This window comes from Pseudomonas sp. BN414, from assembly GCF_029871275.1.
Taxonomy (GTDB): domain Bacteria; phylum Pseudomonadota; class Gammaproteobacteria; order Pseudomonadales; family Pseudomonadaceae; genus Metapseudomonas; species Metapseudomonas resinovorans_C.
Window position 1 is genome coordinate 518882 of record NZ_SSOL01000079.1, and the last position, 24864, is coordinate 543745.

General features: G+C 64.7%; 21 protein-coding genes. 8 read left to right on the plus strand and 13 right to left on the minus strand.

The annotated features are described in order from the left end of the window. Positions 1 to 56: 56 nt before the first annotated feature. The 7 genes from E8E95_RS30230 to E8E95_RS30260 all read right to left on the minus strand — a co-directional run bounded on the left by E8E95_RS30230 (position 57) and on the right by E8E95_RS30260 (position 7070). On the minus strand, positions 57 to 254 hold the full coding sequence (locus tag E8E95_RS30230) for a hypothetical protein (RefSeq protein WP_077522498.1): 198 nt from the start codon (positions 252 to 254) through the stop codon (positions 57 to 59). Between the two features lie 303 nt (positions 255 to 557). Beyond that, on the minus strand, positions 558 to 1979 hold the full coding sequence (mapR, locus tag E8E95_RS30235) for a GntR family transcriptional regulator MpaR (protein ID WP_280356200.1): 1422 nt from the start codon (positions 1977 to 1979) through the stop codon (positions 558 to 560). Between the two features lie 81 nt (positions 1980 to 2060). After that, entirely contained in the window at positions 2061 to 3476 is a 1416-nt protein-coding gene (gene ccoG / locus E8E95_RS30240) for a cytochrome c oxidase accessory protein CcoG (protein WP_280356101.1), read from the minus strand. Positions 3477 to 3678: 202 nt separating this feature from the next. Next, on the minus strand, positions 3679 to 3852 hold the full coding sequence (locus E8E95_RS30245; protein ID WP_280356102.1) for a hypothetical protein: 174 nt from the start codon (positions 3850 to 3852) through the stop codon (positions 3679 to 3681). Positions 3853 to 3934: 82 nt separating this feature from the next. Then, a complete protein-coding gene (gene nudE / locus E8E95_RS30250; protein WP_280356103.1) occupies positions 3935 to 4480 on the minus strand; it encodes an ADP compounds hydrolase NudE in 546 nt (181 codons plus the stop codon). A 304-nt stretch (positions 4481 to 4784) separates the two neighbouring features. Then, positions 4785 to 5915 carry a LuxR C-terminal-related transcriptional regulator gene (locus E8E95_RS30255; RefSeq protein WP_280356104.1) on the minus strand — a complete coding sequence of 377 codons (1131 nt, stop codon included), beginning with the start codon at positions 5913 to 5915 and terminating at the stop codon, positions 4785 to 4787. Positions 5916 to 6023: 108 nt separating this feature from the next. Next, on the minus strand, positions 6024 to 7070 hold the full coding sequence (locus E8E95_RS30260; RefSeq protein ID WP_280356106.1) for a Rieske 2Fe-2S domain-containing protein: 1047 nt from the start codon (positions 7068 to 7070) through the stop codon (positions 6024 to 6026). A gap of 269 nt (positions 7071 to 7339) precedes the next feature. Between E8E95_RS30260 and E8E95_RS30265 the strand changes: the two genes are divergently transcribed. The 6 genes from E8E95_RS30265 to E8E95_RS30290 all read left to right on the plus strand — a co-directional run bounded on the left by E8E95_RS30265 (position 7340) and on the right by E8E95_RS30290 (position 13384). Further along, a complete protein-coding gene (locus E8E95_RS30265; RefSeq protein ID WP_280356108.1) occupies positions 7340 to 8314 on the plus strand; it encodes an NADP-dependent oxidoreductase in 975 nt (324 codons plus the stop codon). A gap of 88 nt (positions 8315 to 8402) precedes the next feature. Then, on the plus strand, positions 8403 to 9218 hold the full coding sequence (locus tag E8E95_RS30270) for an SDR family NAD(P)-dependent oxidoreductase (protein WP_280356109.1): 816 nt from the start codon (positions 8403 to 8405) through the stop codon (positions 9216 to 9218). 11 nt (positions 9219 to 9229) lie between these two features. After that, positions 9230 to 10156: an alpha/beta hydrolase gene (locus tag E8E95_RS30275; protein WP_280356111.1), complete on the plus strand. Its 927-nt coding sequence runs from the start codon at positions 9230 to 9232 to the stop codon at positions 10154 to 10156. A gap of 11 nt (positions 10157 to 10167) precedes the next feature. Then, positions 10168 to 11253, plus strand: a complete 1086-nt coding sequence (gene ribB / locus E8E95_RS30280) for a 3,4-dihydroxy-2-butanone-4-phosphate synthase (RefSeq protein WP_280356113.1) — start codon at positions 10168 to 10170, stop codon at positions 11251 to 11253. Then, positions 11250 to 12461: an NADH:flavin oxidoreductase gene (locus E8E95_RS30285; protein WP_280356114.1), complete on the plus strand. Its 1212-nt coding sequence runs from the start codon at positions 11250 to 11252 to the stop codon at positions 12459 to 12461. The genes ribB and E8E95_RS30285 overlap by 4 nt, the downstream gene beginning before the upstream one ends. Before the next feature lie 152 nt (positions 12462 to 12613). Next, positions 12614 to 13384: an SDR family NAD(P)-dependent oxidoreductase gene (locus tag E8E95_RS30290; RefSeq protein ID WP_280356115.1), complete on the plus strand. Its 771-nt coding sequence runs from the start codon at positions 12614 to 12616 to the stop codon at positions 13382 to 13384. Positions 13385 to 13683: 299 nt separating this feature from the next. Here the strand turns inward: E8E95_RS30290 and E8E95_RS30295 are convergent, their stop codons facing one another. The 5 genes from E8E95_RS30295 to E8E95_RS30315 form a co-directional block, all read right to left on the minus strand. Beyond that, positions 13684 to 14673 (minus strand): 5'/3'-nucleotidase SurE, encoded by a 990-nt coding sequence (locus tag E8E95_RS30295; protein ID WP_280356116.1) that lies wholly within the window; start codon positions 14671 to 14673, stop codon positions 13684 to 13686. 189 nt (positions 14674 to 14862) lie between these two features. Further along, positions 14863 to 16227: a DUF1254 domain-containing protein gene (locus E8E95_RS30300; protein ID WP_280356117.1), complete on the minus strand. Its 1365-nt coding sequence runs from the start codon at positions 16225 to 16227 to the stop codon at positions 14863 to 14865. Positions 16228 to 16288: 61 nt separating this feature from the next. Then, positions 16289 to 17851 carry a DUF1254 domain-containing protein gene (locus E8E95_RS30305; RefSeq protein ID WP_280356119.1) on the minus strand — a complete coding sequence of 521 codons (1563 nt, stop codon included), beginning with the start codon at positions 17849 to 17851 and terminating at the stop codon, positions 16289 to 16291. A 113-nt stretch (positions 17852 to 17964) separates the two neighbouring features. After that, positions 17965 to 19347: a DUF1329 domain-containing protein gene (locus E8E95_RS30310; protein WP_280356120.1), complete on the minus strand. Its 1383-nt coding sequence runs from the start codon at positions 19345 to 19347 to the stop codon at positions 17965 to 17967. 22 nt (positions 19348 to 19369) lie between these two features. Continuing rightward, positions 19370 to 20962 (minus strand): DUF1302 family protein, encoded by a 1593-nt coding sequence (locus E8E95_RS30315; RefSeq protein WP_280356122.1) that lies wholly within the window; start codon positions 20960 to 20962, stop codon positions 19370 to 19372. Between the two features lie 236 nt (positions 20963 to 21198). Here E8E95_RS30315 and E8E95_RS30320 point away from each other — a divergent pair, with 236 nt between their 5' ends. Beyond that, entirely contained in the window at positions 21199 to 22956 is a 1758-nt protein-coding gene (locus tag E8E95_RS30320; protein WP_280356124.1) for an FAD-dependent oxidoreductase, read from the plus strand. Positions 22957 to 23134: 178 nt separating this feature from the next. After that, positions 23135 to 24013, plus strand: a complete 879-nt coding sequence (locus tag E8E95_RS30325) for an SDR family NAD(P)-dependent oxidoreductase (RefSeq protein WP_280356126.1) — start codon at positions 23135 to 23137, stop codon at positions 24011 to 24013. A gap of 49 nt (positions 24014 to 24062) precedes the next feature. Here the strand turns inward: E8E95_RS30325 and E8E95_RS30330 are convergent, their stop codons facing one another. Beyond that, positions 24063 to 24818, minus strand: coding sequence for an SDR family oxidoreductase (locus E8E95_RS30330; protein ID WP_280356127.1), 756 nt, complete (start codon positions 24816 to 24818; stop codon positions 24063 to 24065). Between the last annotated feature and the right edge of the window lie 46 nt (positions 24819 to 24864).

Here is a 24864-nt window from a genome sequence, read left to right on the forward strand (position 1 = left end):
AAGTTGTCGCAAATCAATACGAGCGATTCTCCCGACGGGCGGGGTGCGACAATCTGTCAGGGTTCCTCTCGCAACTCTTTCTCGATCTTTTCCAGCTCTCTTTCGAAGCTCTTGTCGAGCAGGCTGGGTTTCTTTCGCCAGGGCTTGCGCTCGGGGTCCCTTTGCGCAGCGTAGGTGGTTACTTCGCCACCGTATACATCCTTGTAACGTTGCGCCTGGCGCTCGAGTTCGGCGCGCAGTTCGTCTTTCGTCACGTGGTTAATCCATCTCTCTGATTAATGGTCTTCAGCTGCAGCGGGTGATCTAGAGGCTTTGGCCCCCTTGGCGTCGGTCACCCGGTAGAGGCCGTCGATGCGACCTTCTTGTAGGACAATGTTCGTTACTCGCAACTAGTCGGGACTTAACCGCGTACTACGGAAAGTCCCTGCGAATAATCTGGGATTAGATGTCGATTTCTGTAAGAGCCCAGATGGAACAGTCCCGAGTATAACAAGCAAATGGGAAAGCTCCATTGTTGGAGCTTCCCATTCATGTGACGGATATCTGCACTTGCAGTATCAGGAGTTGCCCAGAAGAGACCGGATTATCCTGCCGAGAGTTTCCATTGCCTGTTCACTGGAATTGCTCCAGGGATGGCCATAGTTGAGGCGAGCGCAATGGCCGAAACGCCGTGTTGCCGAAAAAATAGGCCCCGGCGCGATGCTGATGCCCTGGGCCAGGGCGAGTTGGAACAGGCGGAGCGAGTCCACCTGCTCGGGGAATTCGAGCCAGAGGAAGTAGCCGCCTTCAGGGCGGCTGACGCGAGTTTCTTCGGGGAAGTGCCGGGCCACTGCCGCAAGCATCGCATTGCGCTGGCTTTCCAGGGCGTAACGCAATTTGCGCAGGTGGCGGTCATAGCCGCCATGTTGCAGGTAGTCGGCGATTGCAGCCTGGGCCGGCACCGAAGCGGAGATGCTGGTCATCAGCTTCAGCCGCTCGATCTGCCCGGCGAAGCGCCCACCTGAAACCCAGCCCACCCGGTAGCCGGGCGCCAGGCTCTTGGAGAAGGAGCTGCAATGCATCACCAGGCCTTCGGTGTCGAAGGCCTTGACCGGTTTGGGGGCGTGCTGGCCGAAGTACAGCTCGGCGTAGACGTCGTCCTCGATCATCGGCACCTGGTGCTTGGCCAGCAGCGCCGCCAGTTCGCGTTTCTTGTCTTCGGAAAGGCTGGCGCCCAGCGGATTCTGGAAGTTGCTCATGAACCAGCAGGCCTTGATCGGCAGCCGCTCCAGGCTGTCTTCCAGTACTTGCAGGTCGATGCCATCGCGCGGGTGCACGGGAATTTCCACTGCTTTCAGTTTCAGCCGCTCGAGTACCTGAAGGCTGGCATAGAAGGCTGGCGCCTCAATGGCGACGAGGTCACCGGGGCGGGCCACCACCTGCAGGCAGAGGTTCAGCGCCTCCAGCGCGCCGTTGCAGATCACCAGTTCCTCGATGGGCAGCGGCAGGCCACCGACCATGTAGCGCAAGGCAATCTGCCGGCGCAGGGCATGGTTGCCCGGCGTCATGTCGGCCACCGTCGAGCGCGGGTCCATCTCCCGCACCGCATGGGCCATGGAGCGAGCGAGACGCTGCAGGGGGAAGAGTTCCGGGCTGGGGAAAGCCGAGCCGAAAGGCACGGTGTCCGGGTCCTTGATGGAGCTGAGCACCGAAAACACCAGTTCGCTGACGTCCACCTCGGTGGTTGCGGCTTCCCTCGGTCCGGGCTGGGGTTCCGGCAGCGGCCGGCGTACATGCTCGCAGACGAAGTAGCCCGAGCGCGCACGGGCCATGATCAGCCCGCGGCTCTCCAGCAGGTAGTAGGCCTGGAACACGGTGGAAGCGCTCACGCCGTAGGTGCGGCTCGCGTGGCGCACCGAGGGCACCTTCTGCCCTGGGGCCAGCACCCCGGTGCGGATCAGTTCGGCGATTTCGTCGGCGAATTTCTCGTAGCGCTTCATCTTTTCCTGGTTGGGCAGCGGCAATGCGGTGCCCAACTCTAAGCGCTCGGCGCGTGCGCCGCCATGATCCCGGGCCATGCTTCAGCGCCTCGGGCTGACGAAGGTGCTGTTGGCGCTCGCCTCGGTGGCCGGGTCGTCCAGGCTGCGCACCACGAAGCGGAGCGGGCGGGAGCCGGCCGGGCCGCTGTCGTCGGTGTGCGCCACGGAAACCGGCAGGGACAGAATCTCGCCCGCACCGATGCTGACCTCGTGCTCGCCCTGCAGGCGGAAGCCGGGGACATCTTCCAGCTCCACTATGTAGCGCTGCTCCCGCTGGGTCTTGTTGATCAGCTTGAGGTTGTAGATGTTCTCGATCTCGCCAGCGGCATTCTCGCGGAACATGCCACGGTCCTTGATCACGTCCACCGACAGCTGCGGGCGAGTGGCGCCCAGCCAGAAGAGGGCGACGATCATCAGCACCAGGGCAATGGCATAGCCAATCAGTCGTGGCCGCAGCAAGTGGGTCTTGCCACCTTCCAGCGCACGCTCCGAGCTATAGCCCACCAGCCCGCGGGCATAGCCCATGCGATCCATGATCGAGTCGCAGGCGTCGATGCAGGCGGCGCAGCCGATGCAGGCGATCTGCAGGCCGTCGCGGATGTCGATGCCAGTGGGGCAGACCTGCACGCACATCTGACAATCGATGCAGTCCCCCAGGCCCTGGGCCTTGGGGTCGCTGCCTTTCTTGCGCGGCCCACGGGATTCGCCGCGGGTGGCGTCGTAGGAAACGATCAGCGTGTCCTTGTCGAACATCACGCTCTGGAAGCGGGCGTAAGGGCACATGTGGATGCACACCTGCTCGCGCATCCAGCCTGCATTTATATAGGTGGCGGCGGCGAAGAAGATCACCCAGAACAGCGCGGTGCCGCCGACTTCCCAGGTGGCCAGGTTCGTCACCAGTTCGCGCACCGGCGTGAAGTAGCCGACGAAGGTGATGGCGGTTGCCAGGCTGATGGCGAGCCAGAGGCCGTGCTTGACGGAGCGGCGCAGCAACTTGCTTGCGCTCCAGGGCGCGGCGGCGAGCTTCATGCGCTGGTTGCGGTCGCCTTCGGTGACCTGCTCGCACCACATGAACATCCAGGTCCAGACGCTCTGTGGGCAGGTGTAGCCGCACCAGACGCGGCCGGCGAACACCGTGATGAAGAACAGGCCGAAGGCGCAGATGATCAGCAGCCCCGACAGCAGGATGAAGTCCTGGGGCCAGAACGTGGCGCCGAAGATATAGAACTTGCTGTCTTCCAGGCTCCACAGCACCGCTTGTCGACCACCCCAGTCGAGCCAGAGCGTGCCGAAGAACAACAAGCACAGCAGACCCGCGCCGACGCGGCGCAGGTCACGGTAGAAACCGGTGAAGCTACGGGTGTGGACAGGTCCGTTGGAGGCGGAAAGGGGTTTGCTTGCAATCGGCGGCAGGCTGGGGGTGACCTCTATTACCTGCGCTGGAATTCTCTCGCTCATGATCAGTGCCCATCAGGCTGTTACGGCGAGACGGACTATAGGAAGGCACTGATCGGCAAAACAGATTCAGATCAGACGGTAAAAACCATATCAGATGAGCCGTGATGGGGCGCCAAGCCGCAACACGCGTGGCGTGGGCACCTAGCGGTGGAATTCATGGCAGCTGTGCGGCATCCGGTCGCGGTGTGCCGCAGCACAGCGATCAGCGCAACATCGACCCTATGGTGGCAACCGGCATGATGCACGTGGGGTATGCCGGAGGACAGTACTGGGTCGCGGCCAGGGGCTGCGGCAGGGGGCGCATCAGCACTGCGGTGTAGGCAGCACCGAAGGCGCAGATGGCAACGGCGAGGCACAGCTTTGTTCTTGTTGTCATGGTCATTCCTCTGCGATGGAGGGACATCTTGTTGTGGGGCAAGACTAGGAACTGCTGCGACAAGCTGCCTCGTCCGAATGGACTAGATTCGGGGCGACCTGCTGAGTGCCATGAAGAGCGCGGCAATGGCGCGCGCTTCCTGCAGCTCACCTGACGCCACCAGGGCCGGCAGCTGTGACAGGGGAACCTGCATGACTTCCAGGGGTTCCGGCTCATCGCCCGTGGCGGTGCAGGGCTGCAGGTCTTCAGCCAGCACCACGCGGCAGCTATGGCACAGGTGTCCGGGCGCCAGGGTCAGTACACCCAGTTCACGGAGATAACCGGCGCGCAGACCGACTTCCTCCATCAGTTCACGATTGGCCGCCTGTAGTGTGGTTTCCCCGGGCTCGACCCCGCCCTTGGGCAGGCCCAGCACCCGCTGCTCCACGCCGACGGCGTACTCACGCACCAGCAGCACGTGCTGTGGATCGGCCAGCGCCACGACGAGCACCGATTCATAGCCGGAGCCCCGCAGACGCTCGTAAACCCGCTGCTGGCCGTTGGCGAACTCCAGGTGCAGGGCTTCGATCTGGAACCAGTCGCTCCTGGCGCGCAGTTCGGTCTTGAGGATGGTGGGCAGGCTGCGCATGGCGGGCTCCCTTGGCGGACCTGACAGAGCGTCGCGCGCATCGGGCCTTGGGGCATCGTCTGGATGGACTACGTCACTGGTGGAGCTAGAGCTTGCAGGTGACACTGTAGGAGCCAGCTTGCTGGCGAACGGCCGCGCGCGGGGGCTATTCGCGAGCAAGCTCGCTCCTACAAAAACGGCGCGGGCCAGATCGCTCAGCCCAACGTCGCACTCGCTGTAGGAGCCAGCTTGCTGGCGAAGGGCTGCGCGCGGGGGCTATTCGCGAGCAAGCTCGCTCCTACAAAAACGGCGCGGGACAGACCGCTCAGCCCAGTGTCGCCACGCTGCGCAGGATCAAGCGCACCAGCATGGTCTGGCGGGTCACGCCGGTCTTGGAGAAGGTGGAGCGCAGGTGCGCCCGTGCGGTATTGCGGCTGATCCCCAGGGCGTCGGACGCCTCGTCCAGGGTCAGGCCGTTGGCCAGCAGCATGGCCAGTTGGGCTTCGGCGGGTGTCAGGTCGAACAGCGCCTTGACGATCTCCTGGGGCGCGCTGGATTCCTGCTCCGGATCGCTGATGAAAATCACCACCGAAGGGCACTGCTTGCCTTCGTTCCAGGCCGACAGCGGCACCGAACGCACGATGATGCCGAGGTCCGCCTTGCCGGACGGCCGCTGCACGCGCAGGGCCTCCACCACTGAGGGCAGGTTGTTCTTCTGCGATTGCAGGGCCTGCTTCACCAGGCGGCGGAACTCCTGCGTATCCCGCGGGTTGCCCACTTGCAGGCCATCGTTGATCAGCTTGAGACCGTCCTTGTCATGCAGCAGGCGTTCGGCCACGCGGTTGGTCTGCAGCACCTTGCCGTCCTCGTCGAGGATGATGGTGCCCACGGCGAGCTGGTCCACCGCGCCGGCGTACAGGTTGCGCTCGGTCTCGATGCGATTGAGCTGCATGTGGATCTTGATCGAGCGTTCCAGGTGCGGGATGAACTGCGCCACCAGCGCCTTGTCGTCGTCGGTGAACTCCGCGTCCTCGCGGCCCCGGCTGACGCGGATGCGGCATTGCGCGCCGTCGCTGGTTCGGATGTCCGCGCCGAGGATATGGAATACCCCCACCGGCTCCAGGAAGCTCTTGAAGAACTCCGACTCTTCCCAATCCGTGCGGGAAAGGAATTCGCTGTTTGTCACCACTTGTCGGTTGGGCAGGTCGACGAAGGGGTCCAGGGCGAAGAAATGCTTGTTGTAGGACGCCGTGACTTCGGAGGAGCTGCCCGTGGTGTTGACCATCAGGCCCTCGGCATGCTCGCTCGGCGGTCGCAGGATGAACGTGACGTACTTGCTCTGCAGGTACTGGTTCAACTGATTGAGAAAGGTTGCCCAGGGGATGTCTTCCAGCGGCCCCTGATAGAGGTTGCCGAGCATCCCGCTGAACTCATCGAGCGTGAGATTGTGTGCCATACCTGAACCGCATTTTATTTTTGTAGGGAGCTTCTTACAGACTAAAGGGACCGTTCATCAAGACTGATCGTCTCCCACTGATCGGGAGACGATCGATCCCTAACGGACTCAGGCGGTCTCGGTGATGTCCAGTACAACGAAAGAACGCGGCTCGGCGAGGCTTGCGGGCAGCTCGGCGATGTCGGTGTAGAACTGGTCGTACCACTTGCGCAACTGGTAGACCGGACCGTCGCCATCGCACAGCAGCGGGTTGTCCACACGGGTCTTGCTGTGCCAGATGGCCACGTCTTCGTAGAAGGCGTTCTGGGCCTGCTGCACATAGGCCTTGGCCATTTCGCGGTTCTGCTCGTCGGTCAGGCCGGGCACCTTCTTCACCAGCACGCCGTAACGCAGGGTGAAGCTGTTCAGGTCGATGGGGACGTGGCAGTTGAGCAGGATCGAATGGATCGGCACGCCGCCCATGGCCCCGGTCATTTCGGTGATCTGGTAGGCCGGGCCGTAGTAGGTCGCCACCGTGGTCAGCTCACTGTCGCCGGACAGGCGCGCGCTGCAGCCGCGCATCACCTGCACTGCCATGTGGCGCTCGAAGGTGTTGCTGAAGTGGTTGAGGTCGGTGCCGTGCACGGCATCGAAGTGAGCCATGTCGGAGATGTTGTCGATCAACTCGCGGCAGTTGGTGTCGATCTTCAGCTCCGCCACTTCCCAGTCGGCCCACTCATCGCTGAAGGAGGCGTCGATGCGAGGAATTGCTTGCTCCTCGATCGGCCCATTGCCTTCCGGATCGTTCCAGACGAACAGCAGATTGTTCTGCTCCGACACCGGCCAGGACTTGATCTTCGCCCGTGGGGGGATGCGCTTGGCGTAGGGAATGTCATCGCACACGCCGTCGGCGCGCCAGCGCCATTCGTGGAAGGGACAGCGGATTGCGTCGCCTTCGACGCAGCCCTGGCTCAGGTCCGCACCCATGTGCGGGCAGAAACCGTCGAGGATGCGGATTTGCCCGTCTTCCCCGGCAAAGGCCACCAGGCGGGTGCCGAACACATCCAGGCGGTGCGCCTTGCCGTCGCGGTATTGCGCGGCCAGACCCAGGCAATGCCAGCCTCGCGCGAAGCGGGGTTCCAGCTGCTTGGCTTCGATTCGGTGCAGGGTACTCATGTTCTTGTTCTCCCATCGGGGTTCTCGAGGGCTGCTTGCGGCTCAGGCAGACCGGCGCAGCGGATGCACTGAACGGATTCTGCGGAGCCAGCATTTCCCGGCATCGTCTGATCGGACGATGGCCCTGGTCGACGCCGCGGTTTTACTGCGGGCAAGCGCAACAAACAGGCGCTGACATCAACCGATGTGCGTCGCCCATGCCATTTGTCCCTTCGGGCAAGACTGCTCCCAGGCGCGCCACTCAATTGGAAACTGACTCGGAGACTCGCATGCGCGCAGTGGTCATCGAACGCCTTGGTGGAGCCGAGGTACTGCAACTGACGGAAGTCGAACGCCCCCGCCCTGGCCCCGGTGAAGTGCTGGTGCGGGTGGTCTGCGCCGGGGTCAACCCGGCGGACTGGAAGTGTCGCGAGGGTTACCTGGGCGGCTTCCTCGACTATCGCTTCCCATTCATTCTTGGCTTCGACCTCGCTGGTACCGTCGCCGAACTGGGTGAAGGTGTGAATGATCTGGTTCCGGGCAGCCGGGTGTTCGCCCAGAGCGATGTCGGCGCCGGCAAATGGGGGGCCTACGCCGAGTACGCCTGCGTATCCCGCGATTCCCTGGTACCCATGCCGGACAACCTCAACTTCGCTGCTGCTGCGGCCGTGCCGACTCCGGCACTGGCAGCCTGGACCGGCCTGTTCGAAGAAGGCGCGCTGCGTCCTGGCCTGACCGTCCTGATTCATGGTGGCGGCAGCGCGGTAGGCGGCTTCGCCATCCAGTTCGCCCGCTGTGCCGGGGCGCGGATCGCCACAACGTGCAGCGCCGCCAACGCCAGCCAGGCATGCGTCCTGGGTGCCGAGCTCGCCATCGACTATCGATCCGAAGATATCCACAAGGCACTTGGGCAATGGGCTCCGGAAGGTGTGGACCTGGTGCTCGATTGCATCGGGGGCGGCAGCCTGCCGAACGGTCTCGACCTGTTGCGCCCCGGTGGTGCCCTCGTCGCCATACTTACCCTGGCACCGGGCGATTCTGGCCCCGACCATGCCGAAGCGGCTCGGCGCGGACTGCGCACGGCGGTGGCCTACAGCCGCATGCCCAGCGGCGAAATGCTGGGACGCATTGCCGCCCTGCTGGCCGCTGGCCGAGTGCGCCCACCAGCCCTCGACCTGCTGCCGCTGGCTGAGGTGGCCAGTGCCCACGAACGCCTCCAGCAGGGACGCGTGCGGCGCAAGCAGGTCCTGCAAGTCGCCGAGTAAGTCACGTCCTCGTCCGCTCGGACGATGGATTGGCCAGCCGAAGCGGCTCTACTGGCTCCGACAACAACAAAAGCAAGGGGCGTCAGCCATGCGAATCGAACAGGGCCAGGTGGCGGTGATCACCGGTGCGGCCGGCGGCATAGGTCGCGGCCTGGCGGAAGAAGGGGGCGCACGTGGTCTGCGTCTGGTGCTGAGCGATGTGGACCCGCAGCGCCTGGCGGCCCTTACCGCGCAGCTTCAGGAGCAGGGTGTCGAAGTGGCCAGCCGCGTAGCCGACGTGGGGGACGCGGACCAGGTGGATGCCTTGCGCGATCTCGCTGTCGAACGCTTCGGCGGCGTCGATCTGCTGTTCAACAATGCCGGCATCATGCAGACCGGCTTCAGTTGGGAAATCGAGGCCAGCCGCTGGCAGCGCCTGCTGGATATCAACCTGGGTGGCGTGATCAACGGCATCCGCAGCTTCGTCCCGCTGTTGCTCGCCCAGCAACGCCCGGCACAGGTGGTCAACACCGCGTCCCTGGCCGGACTGGTCTGCAGCCCCATGCTCGGTCCCTACACCGTCAGCAAGCAGGCGGTGGTGGCGCTGTCGGAAACCCTCCACTACGAACTGGCTGTGTTGCAGTCCCAGGTCGGTGTTGCGGTGCTCTGCCCTGGGCCCGTGGCCAGCGACATCATGACGTCCAACCGGGTCGCTGGCGCCGCCACCGGCCAGCTCGATGCCCTGCTCGACAGCAGCATCCGCCAGGGCATGGACCCCCGTGAGCTCGCTTGCGAAGTCTTCGCCGGCATCGAGGCCGGACGCTTCTGGCTGCTGCCCCACAAGAATTTCAAACCGGCGCTGGAACGGCGCCTCACCAGCATCCTCGACGAGACCAACCCGGTCTTCCAGATGGCCGAAGCCTAAGGACTGCCACCATGTCCCTCGATCCCCAGATCGCCGCCGTGCTCCAGCAATTCAGCGGCATGCCGCAACCGGACTACAGCCAGCTCGACCCCGTGCAGTACCGGCAGTTCTGCGACAACCTGATGCCGCCGATTCCTGGTGAGCGCCTGTTCGAGGTGAGCAACCTCCGCCTGGCCGGCGCCGAGGGTGAGCTGGAGGCGCGCCTCTACCGCCCGGAGGATCGCAACGACCTGCCGCTGCTGGTGTTCTTCCACGGCGGTGGCTTCGTCATCGGCAACATCGATACCCACGACAACCTCTGCCGCAGCCTCGCGCGCCTCTGCAACGCCGTAGTGGTGTCGGTGGCCTACCGACTGGCTCCGGAGAGCCGCTTCCCGGCGGCGCCTTACGACTGCTACCGCGCCACCTGCGATCTGGTGGAGCGTGCCCGTGAACTGGGCTTCGATGCCAGTCGCCTGGCCGTGGCCGGAGACAGTGCCGGGGGCAACCTCGCCATTGCCGTGAGCCGACTGGCGCACATTCGCAAGGGCCCGCGCATCGCCTGGCAGTGCCTGTTCTATCCGGCCACCGATGCTCGTTGCGACAGCGCATCCCATGAAGCCTTTGCCGAGGGCTACTTCCTCACCCGCGAACAGATGCGCTGGTTCTGGAGCCAATACCTGCCGCGCACCGAACTGGTCGACGACGCCCTGGCCTCCCCGGTGCGCGCCGAGGACCTGGCCGGCCTGCCGCCCACCACCCTGATCAGCGCCGAATACGACCCCCTGCGCGATGAAGGCGAAGCCTTCGCCCAGCGCTTGCAACAGGCCGGGGTGCAGGTCCGCCTCGAGCGTTGCGAAGGCATGATCCACGGTTTTATCAGCATGGCTGCGTTCGTTGGACGTGCCCAGGCGGCGCTGGAGTCCGCCTGTGCCGACCTGCGCCGCGCATTGAACTGAAAGGAGTGACCATGGACAGCCCGCAGCGACTGATCGAGGCCATGGCCAGCGGCGCGATGCTGGTGGTAACCGACGAAGACGAAGGCGAAGGCTCGCTGGTGATCGCCGCCGGCCGCGCCGATGCCGCCGCCATCAACTTCATGGCCCGCGAAGCACGCGGGCTGATCTGCCTGGCGCTCACCGAGGAGCGTTGCAAGGCCCTCGGCCTGGAACTCATGGTGCCCAACTCGCGGGCCCGCCACGGCATGGGGTTCACCCTGTCCATTGAGGCGCGCACCGGGGTTTCCACTGGCATCTCCGCGGCCGATCGCGCGCGCACGGTAGCGGTCGCGGTGGACCCGGCGAGCGCCGCGAGCGACCTGGTGCAGCCCGGTCACATCTTCCCCCTGCGTGCCCAGCCGGGCGGCGTGATGCAGCGTGCCGGACATGTCGAGGCCGCGTGCGACCTGGCGCGCCTCGCCGGCCTCATGCCCGCCGCCGTGCTGGTGAGCATTCTCGACGAAGACGGCGAACCCGCACGCGGCCAGGCCCTGCGCGACTTCGCCCAGCGGCACAGCCTGCCGCTGGGCAGCGTGGCCGACCTGATCCACTACCGCATCCTCCATGAAGGCACCATTCGCCGCTCGGGCGAATATCCGATCCAGACCCGTCACGGCGAGTTCCGCGTCATCACATACCTGGACGACTACGAGGGACAACTGCACCTGGCCCTGGTACGTGGCGAAGTCCGCCGCGACCGGCCAGCGCTGGTGCGGGTGCAGGCGGCGGAAACCCTGCGGGACCTGCTCGACAGTCACCCCGGGCAGTGGAACCTCGACCGCTCACTGGCAAAGGTGGCGGAGGAGGGGGCTGGCGTCGTGGTCCTGCTGGCCCATCAGGAAACCCCGGCCGCGCTGATCGAACAACTCCAGCAGGGTGAGCACAAACCCCGAGCGCCGAGCTTTCCGCAGCGCACGCTGGGGATCGGCGCGCAGATCCTGCGGGACGTGGGCGTTCGCAAGATGCGCCTGCTGAGCTTCCCGGTGAACTTCAAGGCGGTGTCCGGCTTCGAGCTGGAAGTCGCCGAATTCGTCCCCTTTGATCGGGAGCAGGCATGAACCAGCACCTCGACAGTTTGCTGCAACCGGCTCGACTGGCCGGACTTCAGCTGCGCAATCGGCTGATCAAGACGGCCACCTTCGAGGGCATGTGCCCCGGCGGAATTCCCGGCGACGACCTGATCAACCATCACGCGAGCATGGCTCGCGGCGGCGTCGGTATGACTACCGTGGCCTACTGTGGTGTCTCGCCCGACGGCCTGACCTTCGCCGACCAGATGTGGATGCACGCCGGCATCTTCCCGCAGCTGCAACGCCTGACGGCGGCTGTGCACGCCGAAGGCGGCGCCATTTCCGCCCAACTGGCCCACTGCGGCTACTTCAGCCGCAACCGTCCGCAGAACATTCCACGTCCTCGCGGCCCAAGTGCCTGCATCAACCAGTACGGCCTGTTCTCCGGCATTCCCTTCGGCGGTGCCATGAGTATCGCCGACATCGGCCGCACCGTTGCTGAGTACGCAGCAGCGGCCAGCCTGGTCCGCGATGCGGGCTTCGATGCCATCGAAATCCACATGGGACACGGCTACCTGCTCAGCCAGTTCATTTCGCCGGCCCTGAACAAGCGCCGCGATTCCTACGGCGGCGCACTGGAGAACCGCATGCGCTTGCCACTGCAGGTGCTGGCAGCCGTGCGTGGAGCGGTGGGGCGCGATTTCCCCATTCTGGCCAAGCTCAATCTCAGCGATGGCTTTGCCGGTGGCCTGCAGATCGAGGAAGCCTGCCAGGCCGCGCGCTTGTTGGAAGAGGCGGGACTGGACGCCATCGTCATGAGCGGCGGGCTGGTCAGCCGCACGCCGATGTTCCTCTTCCGCGGCGACAGCCCGCTGGCGCAGATGGTGCCGTTGGAGAAGAACCCGTTGCAGCGCACCGCCATGAAATGGTTCGGCGGCGCCAGCTTCCCCAGCCTGCCATTCGAGGAGCTGTACTTCCTCGAACTCGCCCGGCAGATGCGGCGTGCCGTGAGCATGCCGCTGGTGTACCTCGGCGGCGTGGCCAGCGGCGAAGGCATGGCGAAGGCAGCGGAGGAAGGCTTCGATTTCCTCGCGCTCGGACGCGCCCTGCTCAATGACCCGCAGCTGCCGCAGCGCCTGCAGCACGAAGGCTCGACCTGGCGCAGCGCCTGCACCCATTGCAACCAGTGCGTGGCCAGCATGGGGTTGCCGGGTGGGATTCGTTGCGTGCTCAACCAGCCGTCGGTGTTTGCCTGACTCGACGCTGCTTTTCCCTTGTGGGGGCGAATTCATTCGCTATGGACTGCGAAGCAGTCTCCCTGGCAGACCTGCGGCCTGCTTAGCGAATGAATTCGCCCCCACAACAAGAAGCTTTGACTCCGAGTTATTCACAACAACAAGGAACCCCCATGACTCGTGAAGCATTCCCCGACGGCGTCGCCCTGGTAGTGGGCGGCAGTGGTGGCATGGGCCAGGCGATCTGCGAGCGCCTGGCCGAAGCTGGCAGCGATGTCGTACTCACCTACCACCGCAACGCCGAACGCGCGCAGTCCGTGGTGGGCGCGGTGATGGAGCGCGGTCGTCGTGCCGAGGCGGTGCAATTGACGCTGGGCGACGAAGCGGGCGTTACCGCGACGCTAAAGGATCTCACCGCCGGCCGGCGCATTCATACCCTGGTGATTGCCTCCGGTTCGGACATCAGCCAGCCGCGCATCGGCGATCTCGACCTCGCGCAGTGGAAGCGGGTGATCGACGCCGACCTCAACGGCTTCCTCAACCTGGTTCTGTGCCTGTTGCCGCATATGCGCGAGCAGGGCGGGGGCTCGATCGTGCATATCAGCTCCGCCGGACTGTTCCGCTGGCCCGAGGGCGACGTGTTGTCCGTGGCACCCAAGGCGGCCATCGAATCACTGATCCAGGGCATCGCCAAGGAAGAAGGCCGCCACGGCATCCGTGCCAACAGCGTGGCCATCGGCGTGATCGACGCCGGTATCTTCCACCGCCTCTGGGCCGACGGCACCTTCGACGAGCAGTGGAAGCAAGCGGTGCAGGCCAAGCTCTGCATCAAGCGCTGGGGCATGGCGGAAGAGGTGGCCGAAGCGGTGGCTTTCCTCGCCTCCAATCGCGCCGGTTACACCACCGGGCAGGTGCTGGCGGTGGATGGGGGATACGGCGTTTGACGCATAAGACGTGGGGTTCACCCGAACTCCGCTGGTGGATGTGAAGAGCGACATCCACCCTTGTACGCACGATGCGCTTTTGTAGGGTGGACCACGCTTCACCGGTCCACCATTCGTGGTTCATCCAGAATTTCCACAACGCACGATTCGCCTTTCGTAGGTTGGGCAGAGCGCAGCGAAGCCCAACATGGCGTGGTATCAGGTCGGCACCGTTGGGCTTCGCGTAGCTCAGCCACCACCTACAGGCCGCACAAAAAAAGCCCCGCATTTGCGGGGCTCTTTTTTTCATCACCGAAAGCTTAGGGCTTCACGCCACCCAGCATCAGCTTCGCCTGCGCCTGGACCAGTGGCGAGGCAGTGTAGTTGCCGTCGATGGGGGTGATCACCGCTTTGCCGAGGGACAGCTGGTAGGAGTCACCCTGCTTCTGCTCGGCGGTGGGGGCGGGCGGAGGGACGAGGTTCACCCGTACCACGCCGTCAGCGCCTTGCTGCGGCTGGAAGACCACGTTGCCCCAGTCACTGATCGGCGCAAAGGCCACGCCTGTCACTTCACCCGACTCCAGCGCCGGATAGTTGATGTTCAACCCGGTGTTGCCCGGCAGGCCGATCACGTTGGTCTCGCAGTGGGGCTTGGCCTTGCCGTGGCTCTTGTCGCAGATGCGCTTGGCCTCGGCGCCGATGGCGGCGGCGCGGTTGATCACGCGAACGGCGAAGCGCGCGGTGTCGTCCATGGCGTTGAGGGTTTTCTGGTAACCGGCCTGCGGGTTCTGTGCGATCAGCTGCAGGTCGATGGCGGTGGAGACTGCCACCGCCGGCACGCCCTTGAACATGGCGCGGACAGCGGCGTTCACGGTGCCGGACATCTGCGTCAGCGGGCCGACGTTGTCACCGAAGTTGGTGCCGGAGACCACCAGGTCCGGGCGGTTGTCCTTCAGCAGCAGGTCGAGGCCCACGTTCACCGCGTCCACCGGCGTACCGATGGCCGAGGTCTTGCCGGCCGGCGGGGTGTAGCCGGCAGGAGCGCCGACGCAGTACTTGCCCTGGGCGAGCTGGGTGATGGCGACGGCCTGGCCGGGCACCACGACGCTGGCCGCGCCGATGCCACTGCTGTCGTTCTGCGGGCCGACCAGGGTCACCTGGTGGCCGGCGGCGACCAGCGCCTGGTAGACGGCATCGATACCGGGGGCGCGGCAGCCGTCGTCGTTGGTCAGGAGAATGTTCAAGGCACTGGCGTGCACGGACAGGCCGAGCGCGGCGAGGCCGAGGCCTGCGCGGAGCAGTGTTCTCATTGTTGTTTTCCTCGTGAGGTGAGCTGTTAGGAAATGCTGACTTTACGGACAGTTTGTTTCAGGTCTTCCAACGTGCTGTTGCAACTACTGCCGGGCGGCGGCGCCATCGCGGCGCCCGCCTCCCGGCATGCCCGGGATCAGCGAACCGGCCTTGCAGGTTCGCCAGGGTGAAGAGGTTCGGTTCCAGGTTCAGTCCACCCGGTGCACCGGCGGCATCTTGAAGCTGCCTGCCAGTACCTCGGACGCGGGTATGTAGGCGCGGACGAACAGTTCGAATTCCTGGCCATCGGCCGGTGTTGGCAGCCAGTTGCTGTGAAGCTCGGCGGGCGGCAGCGGCTGCAGGATGATGTCGACGCTACCGTCCGGGTTGGTGGTGAGACCGGTGCGATCACCCAGGTGGTGGCGCTTCAATGGGTTGGCGTAGAGGAACTGTCCGTCCTTGCCGGCCGTGTACAGGCTGATCGACCAGAACGCTTGCGCGGGCAGGCCGCCTGGTGGCAGGCGCAAGCGGTAGCGGGCATCACCTTTCAGGGCGTGGCCCCGTCCGTCACGCAGGGTGATCCAGTAGTTGGCCTCTTCCCTGCGCAGGCCAAGCATGCCCATGCCCAGGGCAAGCGCGTAGGCCCGCTGCTGGAAGTCCCGTTGCTTGTCGGTACCCAGCAGCGAGCCGGGCGGGCTGTAGTCAATCCAGCTGTTGGCTGCACTGATCTGCAGGTAGGTCTGCATGAAGGCAGCCTGCAGTTTCGGCAGCGTTGTACGCCAGGCCTGCTGTTGCGACGTGGACAGTTTGTCCCAGCTACAGGCTTTGCCGCAGACACCAACCTTGGCGAACGCCTGCAGCTTCTGACGCTGCTCCAGCGGTGGTGGATCCAGCTCGAGCATCTGGTTGATCACTTGCAGATAGCGTTCGGCATCGTCGCGCAGGGGCTGGGGGCGAACCGGCGTGTTGGCGCTGGCCGTGCTGGCGGGCTCGATCTGGAAGCCATCCTGCACGGCGTGCGCCGCCGGGAGGTCGGCTTTGCCATCCACCAGCACCCGCAGGTTCACGTAGACATCGTTGGTTGGCGCCCGCACCAGGCGCACGTCCGCCGGCACGTCGCCCTTCCAGTCAGGCCCGACCAGCCACAGGCGCTGAGCAGCATTGCCGGTCGCGCGAGTACCGGTATAGGAGAAGGTGTTGCTGTAGAAGTCGATCAGGGTGAGCACGTAGTAACGCTTGCCCGTATTGGGTACGTGCAAGGTGACCGGGCCGCTGGCGAGGTCCATCCAGGCGGTCGAGTACAGCGCATCGACAATTGGCGCATTGGCCCAGCGATCTTCCGGCGTCGTGATCTCGCGGGAATGGGTGAATTTGTTGAGCTGGGTATGGGTACGGGCTGTCGCGTCGTTGAGGGCGATCCAGCGGTAGTCGGACAGCTTGTAGAGCGGATAGGTGTAGTAGAACGCCTCACTGATGAGCTTCTGCTCGGCGTCGAGGACGTTCGCTTGGGGCGTTCCACTCAGCAGGCCGAAGGACAGGCAGAAGGTGAGTCCAAGTTGAGTGAGACGGCGCATGCAAGGCTCCTGCACGGGTAGGTGAAGTTGATTCAGCCGGATCGAATATCGGGTTCGTGTGTCAGTCAGGCACGCGGACGATTTTCGGCATCGGGTAAGAGCCGTCGATCAGGGCCGACGTCGGCCCGTAGAATCGCGGCGCCAGGCGGAACTGACCGCTGCTCGGTGTCGGCAGCCAGTTGCGCGCCTGCTCCGGGACCTCTGGCCGGGTGCTTTGCAAGTAGAAGGTGAGCTTGCCGTCGTGGACCGTGAAATCTCCGTTGCGATGCATGTAGCTGGTGGTGCTGTAGCGGTCGATGGGGTTGTCGACGAAATAGCCGTAGTCGTCATAGATCGGCAGCTCCCAGAATTCCGTCACTGGCGGCAGCTGGTCGAGGTTGAAGGTCAGGGTGTAGCGGTGCCGGCCATCGAGAGGCTGCCCGTCGGCATCCTGCAGGCCGTAGGCGATGGTGTGCGACTGGTAGGGAACGGGGCTGCCCCAGGCGATCTCGGCGGCGCCAGCGCGCAGTACGTAATCGTTGTCGTCGTAGCCGAGGCTGGTTTGCAGCTTCCAGCCCTTCATGTCGCGCAAGGCGTGCTGGAAGGCTTGGCGTGCCTCCTGGCGCGCTTCGAGGAAACCCGCTTCAAGGGCGCTGCGCTGGCTGTCGCTGAGACCCGCGGGGTCGAATATCACTCCGGGGCGCAGGCCGATGCGTGCCAGATCGCGCAGGGTTTCCAGTTCCTTTTGCGAGTCGTTGCGCGGGGTCATCGAGGCATCGTTGAGCACCAGGCTGACCAGTTGCAGGTAATCCATCGGCGTCATGCTTCGGGTCAGGTCGCCGATCTGCGCCATGCGCGGGAAGCTGGCGTAGCTCGCCTTGACGATGGGCTGCTTTTCCAGGGCCGGCGCCTGACGGTCGTGCTGCAGCCAGAGCTTGAGCGGGAGGATGGCCACGCCGTCCATGATCTTGCCGGCGGCGGCCAGGTCTGCCGCTGAGTGTTTGTCCTTCACCGCGAGGCGCAGCGTCATCACGATGGCGTTGGACGGCGCGCGGACGATCTCGGTGGCGCTGAATCCGGCTGGGAAACTGCCGTTCCAGTCCGGACCTACGATCAGGTATTGCTGCGGCCCGTTGCCGCTGAACGGACTGCCGCTCATGAAGAACCAGCGGGCGTACTGGTCCATGCCCTGGATGCTCCAGTAGCGGCCGTCCTTCACCTCAGGGGAGAGGACCACCACCGGCCCTTCGCGCAGGTCGAAGAAGCCGCCGGAGTACAGGGTCGAGGCATTCGGCGTGGTGGCGAAGCGTTGCTTGGCGGTGAACAGTTGGCGGCCGTGCTGCAGGCGATTAAGCCCACGGTAGGTCGGGGCCTTGTCTTGCTGGGTGAACAGGTAGCGCAGCTCGTAGAAGCCCGCCTGCTGCATGCCCCAGAAGAAGGCCTGCTTGCTCAACTGGCGGATTTCAGTCGGTGTCAGGGTTGGATCGATCTGCTTCGCGGCGGCATCGCCGGCCTGTACCAGTGAAGCCTGGACGAGGCACCACGCGGCAAGCGAGATTGCCTGGAACAGGGAAAGGGTCGGCAGGCCACCTCGGATCGCGGTGACCCGTGTGGAAATCGACCAGAGAAAGGCGGGTTTCTTCATGTCCGGTTTCCTTGTTGTCAGGCCGCTCACCAGGTGACGTGAGGGCGGGGCGCTGTCCTGCGCTCAGGGGAGGCCGTCCGGCCGGCGCCGCAGGGCGCCGGCCGGAAAGCGGGTCAACGCGTGCCCAGCTTGCGCAGGTTGCCCGGGGTGAAGTCACTGGAGTTGAAACCGCTGGCGTTGAGCAGCGCGGGTTTCTGCTCGTCGAGCAGGCGGTCGACCATGTACGAGCCTGCGATCAGGTCGTGGTACATGCCCAGGCGGGCGTGGAAGCGCTGCATGTCGTAGGCGTAGATCGATGTCTGCATGTTGGTTCGCCAGAACTGGCCGCGGCTGTCGTAGTTGTCGGCCAGGGTGGCGGCCCAGCTGTCCTCGTCGAGGTAGAGCACGCGCTTGGCGTAAATATGCCGGGCGCCTGGCTTGAGCTTGGCCTCCAGCACCCAGACGCGGTGCTTCTCGTAGCGCATGTACTCGGGGTTGATGTGCCCGGTGCTGGAGAGCAACTGTGCCTGGCTTACGCTGGGGTCGTCGATCTTGTAGTTGTTGTACGGGATGTACACCTCTTTCTTGCCGACGATTTTCCAGTCGTAGCGGTCAGTCGCGCCGTTGAACAGGCGGTCCTCGTCGTACACGCGGAAGCCGCCGGCGCCGGTGGGCGAGTCGTAGCCAACGGTGGGGGCGCGACGCACGCGGCGCTGTCCGGGCGTGTATTGCCAGGCCTGGCGGGGTTGGGTGACGGCGTTGATGTACTCGTGGCCGACGATGATCTCGCCTTTCTTGCGGACCGGTTCGAGGTTGGTCAGCAGGAAGTGCGAGAGGATGCCTTCGGAGTTGCTGAGGTCATGGTCGGCCGACGACCAGATCGAATAGATCTTGTAGTTGACCTTCTCGAACACCTTGTTGCCGTCGGCATAGTTGACGGCCTGCACGTAGGTCGCTTCCTCGGTGGCGGCGCGTCCCTGCATGGTGTGGTTGAAGATCAGCTCGTTGCCGCTCTTCGGAATCGGGAACGGCGAGGCACCCCAGGCATTGTTGGTGCCGTAGCCGTCCGAGGACAGTTCGGCCTGCAGCGCGTTCTTCTTGATGGCCTCCTCCATCTTCGCGTCCAGACGGAAGTCGCGGTGGCTCGGATAGACCGGCATCTTGAAGGTGTCCGGATAACGCTTGAGCAGGGCTTTCTCGCCGTCAGACAGATTCTCGGCGTACTGCTCCATGTTCTGCGCGGTGATGACGAACAGCGGCTTCTCGTCGGCGTAAGGGTCCGGGTAGGCGCTGCCGGCACCGCCGAATTTCACGTGCGGCGGGGTGCCGCGCCATTTGCCGCTCCAGGCTGGAATGCTGCCGTCGGCGTTGCCGGCTTTCTCGGCGCCCATCGGCGTCAGATCCTGGTCGAGGCGTGCGGCCTCCGATTCGCTGACCTTGGCCTGGATGGTCAGGCTGCTGCCGAGCAGGGCGACCGCCAGGGTCGTGCGAAACAGGGTGGGGGTGATCATGGACATGCTGCGCTCCTCCATGGGGGCTTCAGAAGCGGTACTTGAAGGTGAGGGCGATGTTGTCGCGGTCCGCGAGCGGCGCGTTGTTGGCATTACCGAGGTAGGCGCTGTAGAGCGCCTCGACCGAGAAGTTGCCGAGGTAGCGCCAGTTGGTGCCGACGCTCATGCGGTCGTCACCCTGTCCGTTGTTGATCGAGCCGAGCAGGGCACTGTCGTGCTGCGCAGCGGTGCTGTAGGTGAGCGGTACGGTCAGGTCCCAGCCGCTGAACACGTTGTTGTAATCGAACGAGGCCTGCACGGTGTAACCCCAGGCGTCGCGGTCGCCGACCAGGGTGTCGGTACCCGGCAAGCTGAAGCCGGGGAAGGGGCTGAAGGGTTCCGACTCGTCGTTGTCGAGCACGGTGTTGTAGACCAGCTCACCAACCAGGGTGGTGTTGTCGGCGAAGGAGGTGGGGCCGACCACATGGATCAGCGAGGTCTGCGCTTGCAGCGTCTGGCCGCGCACGGCACTGCTGAAGGCGTTGTCGACCAACACCGGCTGGCCGTCGCGGTAGCTGACTTCACCGGCGAAGCTGGTGTCACCGAGAACCGTGGCGAAGCTGGCACCGTACTGGTCGATGTTGTCGAAGTAGCGTGCGCGGTAGCTGCCGAGGTCGGTCTGGAAGTCGAGCATCGGGGTCTTGGCGTGGAAGCGCGAGTAGTAGAGGCCGAACTCGGTGTTGTTCAGCGACTCGGCGGTGTAGGTCATGGCCACGCCGTACTGGCCGCTTTCGGACGGTTTGTCGTCGTGCAAGCGGCGCACGAATCCGGAGGCATCGTTGAAGCCGCCTTCGTCGATGAAGTCGGTGGTGGACAGGTAGCTGCCAACGCCGAAGAGTTGGGTCTCCTCCCACTCGTACTGGTAGTAGGCCTGCAGGTTGAGGTCGTCGGTCAGGCTGTACTGGGCGAACACCTGGCCAACCGGCAGGAGGATTTCCTTGACCTCGACACCGGGGCTGGTGGCCTTGGTTGCGTCCACCGGGCTCTGGGCGGAAGAGATGCCCTGGTAGAAGAGACTCTCGCCCCAGCTCACGACCTGGTCGCCGACCCGCAGGTTGAAGGCGTGGCCAGCCACGTCCCAGGTGCCGTAGGCGTAGTAGTCGAGGAAGCGCAGGTCGTCGCGGTGCTGGTCGATGGTCTCATCGGAGAAGCGGTCGGGGCGTGAGCACTTGCCGCCGGCGAAGCAGTTGGAGGTGCCGGTGCCGTTGTCATTGCCCTGGTCATAGACCGCGTCGTAGAAGCCGGTGGCGCGCACGAACACGCCAAAGTCTTCGCGCCAGCTGAGGTTGGCTTCAGTGAGGAAGCTGGCCCGGTTGTTGATCAGGCTGCCCTTGTCGAAGGCGTTGTCGCCGTCGTTGCCGTTGGGATTGCGTGCCTCGTCGCTCAACTGATGGTCGCGGTCCTCCAGGCGCCAGGCCAGGCCATAGCTCAGGGTGGTATCCCAGTCGACCTTGATATCGGGATTGGGGTTGAAGCTCATTGCCTGGCTCTGTGTGGCCAGCCCGCCGAGCAGGCCTACCAGGGCGATATGGATTGCCCTGCTGAGCGGAGTTCTAGTGTTGGCGATTGTTGTTTTTATCATCGGGTCCCTCTCCGGGGAGTCGTGGCGCAGCCGCACGCGGACCGCACCTAGGGGTTGGTGGATGAGGCGGCCCGACTATGTGGTCAGCGAACGACAGCAACATCGTCCGAAAAGACTAAGCGCCTTGGGTGAGTCGCAGCCCCGTCGCCGCTAGTCCCAACGGACGATGTTGCTGCGCGGAGGGCTGTCGAGAATCCGGCTGGATTGCGCATACAGAACAACAAGGGAGTAACCCGATGAGCGCGAACAGCCTGCAATGGGACGAGAGTTGCGACGTACTGGTGGTGGGATCGGGAGCCGGCGCCATGACCGCTGCGCTCCGGGCCCGAGACCTCGGTTCGACGGTGCTGGTGGTGGAGAAAAGCGACCGCTATGGCGGCACCTCGGCGGTGTCCGGTGGCGGTATCTGGATACCTTGCAACCACCGCATCGAAGCCCTCGGCGGCGAGGATTCGGCGGAGGAAGCCATTGCCTACATCCGCGCCGTAACCCATGGCGAGATCGATGACGGTCGCATCGAGCAATACGTGGAACACGGGCACCAGGTGGTGCGCTACCTCGAAGCCAATTCACGTGTGCGTTTCGAAGCCCAGCCACGCTACGCCGACTACTACCCGGAAGTGCCCGGCGGCAAGCCCGGCTACCGCTCCATGGACCCGCTGCCCTTCGACGCGCGTCTGCTGGGGGACGAGTTCGCCCGCATGCGTGAGCCTTCTCCCGGCACCCTGATGATGGGCCGCATGACCATGACCATGAAAGAGGCGCAGGTGCTGCTGTGCCGTGGTCCCGGCTGGTTCGGCCTGACCCTGAAGATTCTTTGGCGTTACTGGCGCGACCTGCCGGGGCGCCTGCTCTCGAAGCGCGACCGCTTCCTGACCCTCGGCAACGCCCTTATCGCCGCCTTGCGCCGCTCCCTGCTGGACCGCGAGGTGCCGCTGTGGCTCAACTGCCGGCTCGAACGCCTGATCGAGGAGGACGGTCGGGTGCTGGGCGCCGAGGTGATTCGTGATGGCCGACGCTTGCTGATTCGCGCCCGCCGTGGGGTGGTGCTCGGCGCCGGTGGTTTCGAGCGCAACCAGGAGATGCGCGGCCAGTATCATCCGCAGCCGTCCCGCAGCACCTGGAGCGCCACGCCGCCCTATAACACCGGCGACGCCATTCGCGCCGGCCAGTCCCTGGGCGCGGCTACCGCGTTGATGGACCACAGCTGGTGGGCACCGACCACCCATGTGGAAGGCGAGGAGAAGCAGCGCGCGCTGTTCGTCGAGCGCACCTTGCCGGGCTGCATCATGGTCGATTCCGCCGGCCAGCGTTTCGTCAATGAAGCCGCGCCCTACACCGACATCGTCTACGCGATGTACCAGCACGACAGCGAAAGCGCACGCAGTGTGCCGTGCTGGCTGGTGTTCGATGCCGAGTTCCGCCGCAAGTACCCTTGCGGTGCGCTGTTACCGGGTTACGCGATGCCCGACAGCCGGCTGCCGAAGCACTTGCAGGGATACTTCCACAAGGCCGACAGCCTGGTGGAACTGGCCGGCCAGATCGGCGTCGATCCGACCGGGCTGTTGCGCACCGTCGAACGCTTCAACCCCATGGCCGAAGCGGGCCGGGATGAAGATTTCCACAAGGGCGACTCGCTGTTCGATCGCTATTACGGCGACCCCACCGCGCAGCCGAACCCCTGCCTCGCACCGCTGCTGCAGGCGCCTTACTACGCCGTGAAGGTCGACGCCGGCGACATTGGCACCAAGGGCGGCCTGCTCACCGATGTGCATGCCCGCGTGCTGCGCGAAGATCGCAGCCCCATCGCCGGCCTCTATGCCATCGGCAACACCGCCGCCTCGATGATGGGCCGCACCTATCCCGGCGCCGGCTCCACCATCGGCCCGGCCATGGTGTTCGGCTTCCTGGCTGCCAGTCATATCCACGACGCAGAGCAGAACCCTGTAGGGGTTAATTCATTCGCCAAGCAGGCCGCAGGTCTGCCCTCCTGACCGCCAATTGAGGGCAGCTTCGCCGCCATTTTGTAGGAGCTAGCTTGCTAGCGAAAAGGCGTCATTCGCTGGCAAGCCAGCTCCTACGGGCAATGCAGCTGCTTACAACACTTAATGCAGACATAGCCAATGAGTTCACTCCCCACAACAGAGCAACCCATTCAAAGGAGTTCTCTCGATGACAACCGATAAACCCCGCATCGCCCTGGTCACCGGTGCCAGCCGTGGCGTCGGCAAGGGCATCGCCCTTGCCCTCGGCGCCGCCGGTATGACCGTCTACCTCAGCGGTCGCTCCGGCATCGAAAGCGCCAGCCGTCTGCGTGGCCAGTTGCTGCCCGGCAGTCTCGCCGAAACCGCAGAAGCAGTAACCCGTGCCGGCGGCCAGGGCATAGCCGTGCCTTGCGACCATCGCGACGACGAGCAAGTGCGTGAACTTTTCGCCCGTATCGAACGGGAGCAAGGCCGTCTCGATTTGCTGGTGAACAATGCCGCCTTCCTCCACGAGAACCTGATCGATCCCGGCCCGTTCTGGGAGAAGCCCCTGGAGCTGGTGGACATCCTCGACGTCGGTCTGCGCTCGGCCTATATCGCCAGCTACCATGCGGCACCCTTGCTGGTGAAGAACGGCCACGGTCTGATCGCTTTCGTCTCGTCGTACGGCGCCGGCTGCTACATGCACGGTCCGGCCTATGGCGCGCAGAAGGCGGGTGTGGACAAGTTCGCTGCGGACATGGCGGTGGACTTCGAAGGTACAGGCGTCAGCGCCGTGTCCCTGTGGCTGGGGCCGCAGCGTACCGAGCGCACCGCCATTGCCGGCGCCGAGCGGGCCGACCAGTACGAGGCCTTCCTCGCCGTGGCGGAAACGCCGGAATTCAACGGCCGGGTGATCCACGCGTTGCTGAATGACCCGCAACTCTCCGGTCTGTCCGGCCAGACCCTGGTGACTGCCGAGCTGGCCGAGGGATATGGCATCAGCGAAGCCGAAGGCCGGCAGCCGCCGTCCTACCGTGAAATGCTGGGCAGTCCGCGCCAGCAGCACCCGGCACGGGTGATCTGAGACGAAGGAGAAAGGGGCGCTTGGTAGCGCCCCTTTTTCGTTCCATCCATCAGCCCCAGTACGCCTGACCGCCGTCCAGGGGGATGGTGGCTCCGGTCAGGTAGCGGGCATGGTCGCTGACCAGGAAGGCCACGGTGCGGCCGATATCGTCCTCGCAATCACCGACCCGGCCCAGCGGAATGCTGCGGACGAAGGCTGCGGCTTCTTCCGGACAGGCCTCCATCCAGCCACGCAGACCGGGTGACAGGGCGTGGGGGGCGATGACGTTGACGCGGATGCCGTCCGGCCCCCATTCGCAGGCCGCGCCGCGGCTGAGTGCGCGGATGGCTTCCTTGGTGGCGGCGTAGTGCCCGTAGCCCGAGGCGTCCCAGCGCACGGCGGCGGAGGACGCCAGGTTGATCACCGCACCGTCGCCCTTGAGGTGCGGATAGCAGGCACGCATCAGCCGCAGGGTCGCCACCGGGCCGGAGTCGAGACCTTTGCCGAACTCCTCGTCGGTGACGTCGAGGATGCGTCCCAACGGCACGATCTGCGCGTTGTTCACCAGGATATTCAGGCCACCCAAGGTGTCCACCACCTCGCTGACGCAGCGCTCGATATCCCCCGCGTCCATCACGTCGCAGGTCACCGCCAGGGCGCGGCCTCCGCGTTGCGTGATCTGCCCACAGGTCTGTTCCAGTGTGGCCAGGGTGCGCCCGGCCACCGCTACGTGCGCGCCTTCGGCCGCCAGCGCCAGGGCGATCCCCTGGCCCACGCCCTGACCACCGCCCGTCACCAATGCCACCTTGCCTTCCAGCATTTTCATCGGCTGTTTCTCCTGCTCCTCATGGATGGGGTATTGCCGGGGCAAA

Excerpts from the sequence above, each read along its gene's own strand:
- E8E95_RS30325 (WP_280356126.1), top strand. The coding sequence starts at position 23,135 with ATGACAACCGATAAACCCCGCATCGCCCTGGTCACCGGTGCCAGCCGT.
- E8E95_RS30245 (WP_280356102.1), bottom strand. The coding sequence starts at position 3,852 with ATGACAACAAGAACAAAGCTGTGCCTCGCCGTTGCCATCTGCGCCTTC.
- E8E95_RS30255 (WP_280356104.1), bottom strand. The coding sequence starts at position 5,915 with ATGGCACACAATCTCACGCTCGATGAGTTCAGCGGGATGCTCGGCAAC.
- E8E95_RS30300 (WP_280356117.1), bottom strand. The coding sequence starts at position 16,227 with ATGCGCCGTCTCACTCAACTTGGACTCACCTTCTGCCTGTCCTTCGGC.
- E8E95_RS30320 (WP_280356124.1), top strand. The coding sequence starts at position 21,199 with ATGAGCGCGAACAGCCTGCAATGGGACGAGAGTTGCGACGTACTGGTG.
- E8E95_RS30265 (WP_280356108.1), top strand. The coding sequence starts at position 7,340 with ATGCGCGCAGTGGTCATCGAACGCCTTGGTGGAGCCGAGGTACTGCAA.
- nudE (WP_280356103.1), bottom strand. The coding sequence starts at position 4,480 with ATGCGCAGCCTGCCCACCATCCTCAAGACCGAACTGCGCGCCAGGAGC.
- mapR (WP_280356200.1), bottom strand. The coding sequence starts at position 1,979 with ATGAAGCGCTACGAGAAATTCGCCGACGAAATCGCCGAACTGATCCGC.
- E8E95_RS30285 (WP_280356114.1), top strand. The coding sequence starts at position 11,250 with ATGAACCAGCACCTCGACAGTTTGCTGCAACCGGCTCGACTGGCCGGA.
- E8E95_RS30295 (WP_280356116.1), bottom strand. The coding sequence starts at position 14,673 with ATGAGAACACTGCTCCGCGCAGGCCTCGGCCTCGCCGCGCTCGGCCTG.
- E8E95_RS30290 (WP_280356115.1), top strand. The coding sequence starts at position 12,614 with ATGACTCGTGAAGCATTCCCCGACGGCGTCGCCCTGGTAGTGGGCGGC.
- E8E95_RS30275 (WP_280356111.1), top strand. The coding sequence starts at position 9,230 with ATGTCCCTCGATCCCCAGATCGCCGCCGTGCTCCAGCAATTCAGCGGC.
- E8E95_RS30305 (WP_280356119.1), bottom strand. The coding sequence starts at position 17,851 with ATGAAGAAACCCGCCTTTCTCTGGTCGATTTCCACACGGGTCACCGCG.
- ccoG (WP_280356101.1), bottom strand. The coding sequence starts at position 3,476 with ATGAGCGAGAGAATTCCAGCGCAGGTAATAGAGGTCACCCCCAGCCTG.
- E8E95_RS30315 (WP_280356122.1), bottom strand. The coding sequence starts at position 20,962 with ATGATAAAAACAACAATCGCCAACACTAGAACTCCGCTCAGCAGGGCA.
- E8E95_RS30310 (WP_280356120.1), bottom strand. The coding sequence starts at position 19,347 with ATGTCCATGATCACCCCCACCCTGTTTCGCACGACCCTGGCGGTCGCC.
- E8E95_RS30260 (WP_280356106.1), bottom strand. The coding sequence starts at position 7,070 with ATGAGTACCCTGCACCGAATCGAAGCCAAGCAGCTGGAACCCCGCTTC.
- ribB (WP_280356113.1), top strand. The coding sequence starts at position 10,168 with ATGGACAGCCCGCAGCGACTGATCGAGGCCATGGCCAGCGGCGCGATG.
- E8E95_RS30270 (WP_280356109.1), top strand. The coding sequence starts at position 8,403 with ATGCGAATCGAACAGGGCCAGGTGGCGGTGATCACCGGTGCGGCCGGC.
- E8E95_RS30330 (WP_280356127.1), bottom strand. The coding sequence starts at position 24,818 with ATGAAAATGCTGGAAGGCAAGGTGGCATTGGTGACGGGCGGTGGTCAG.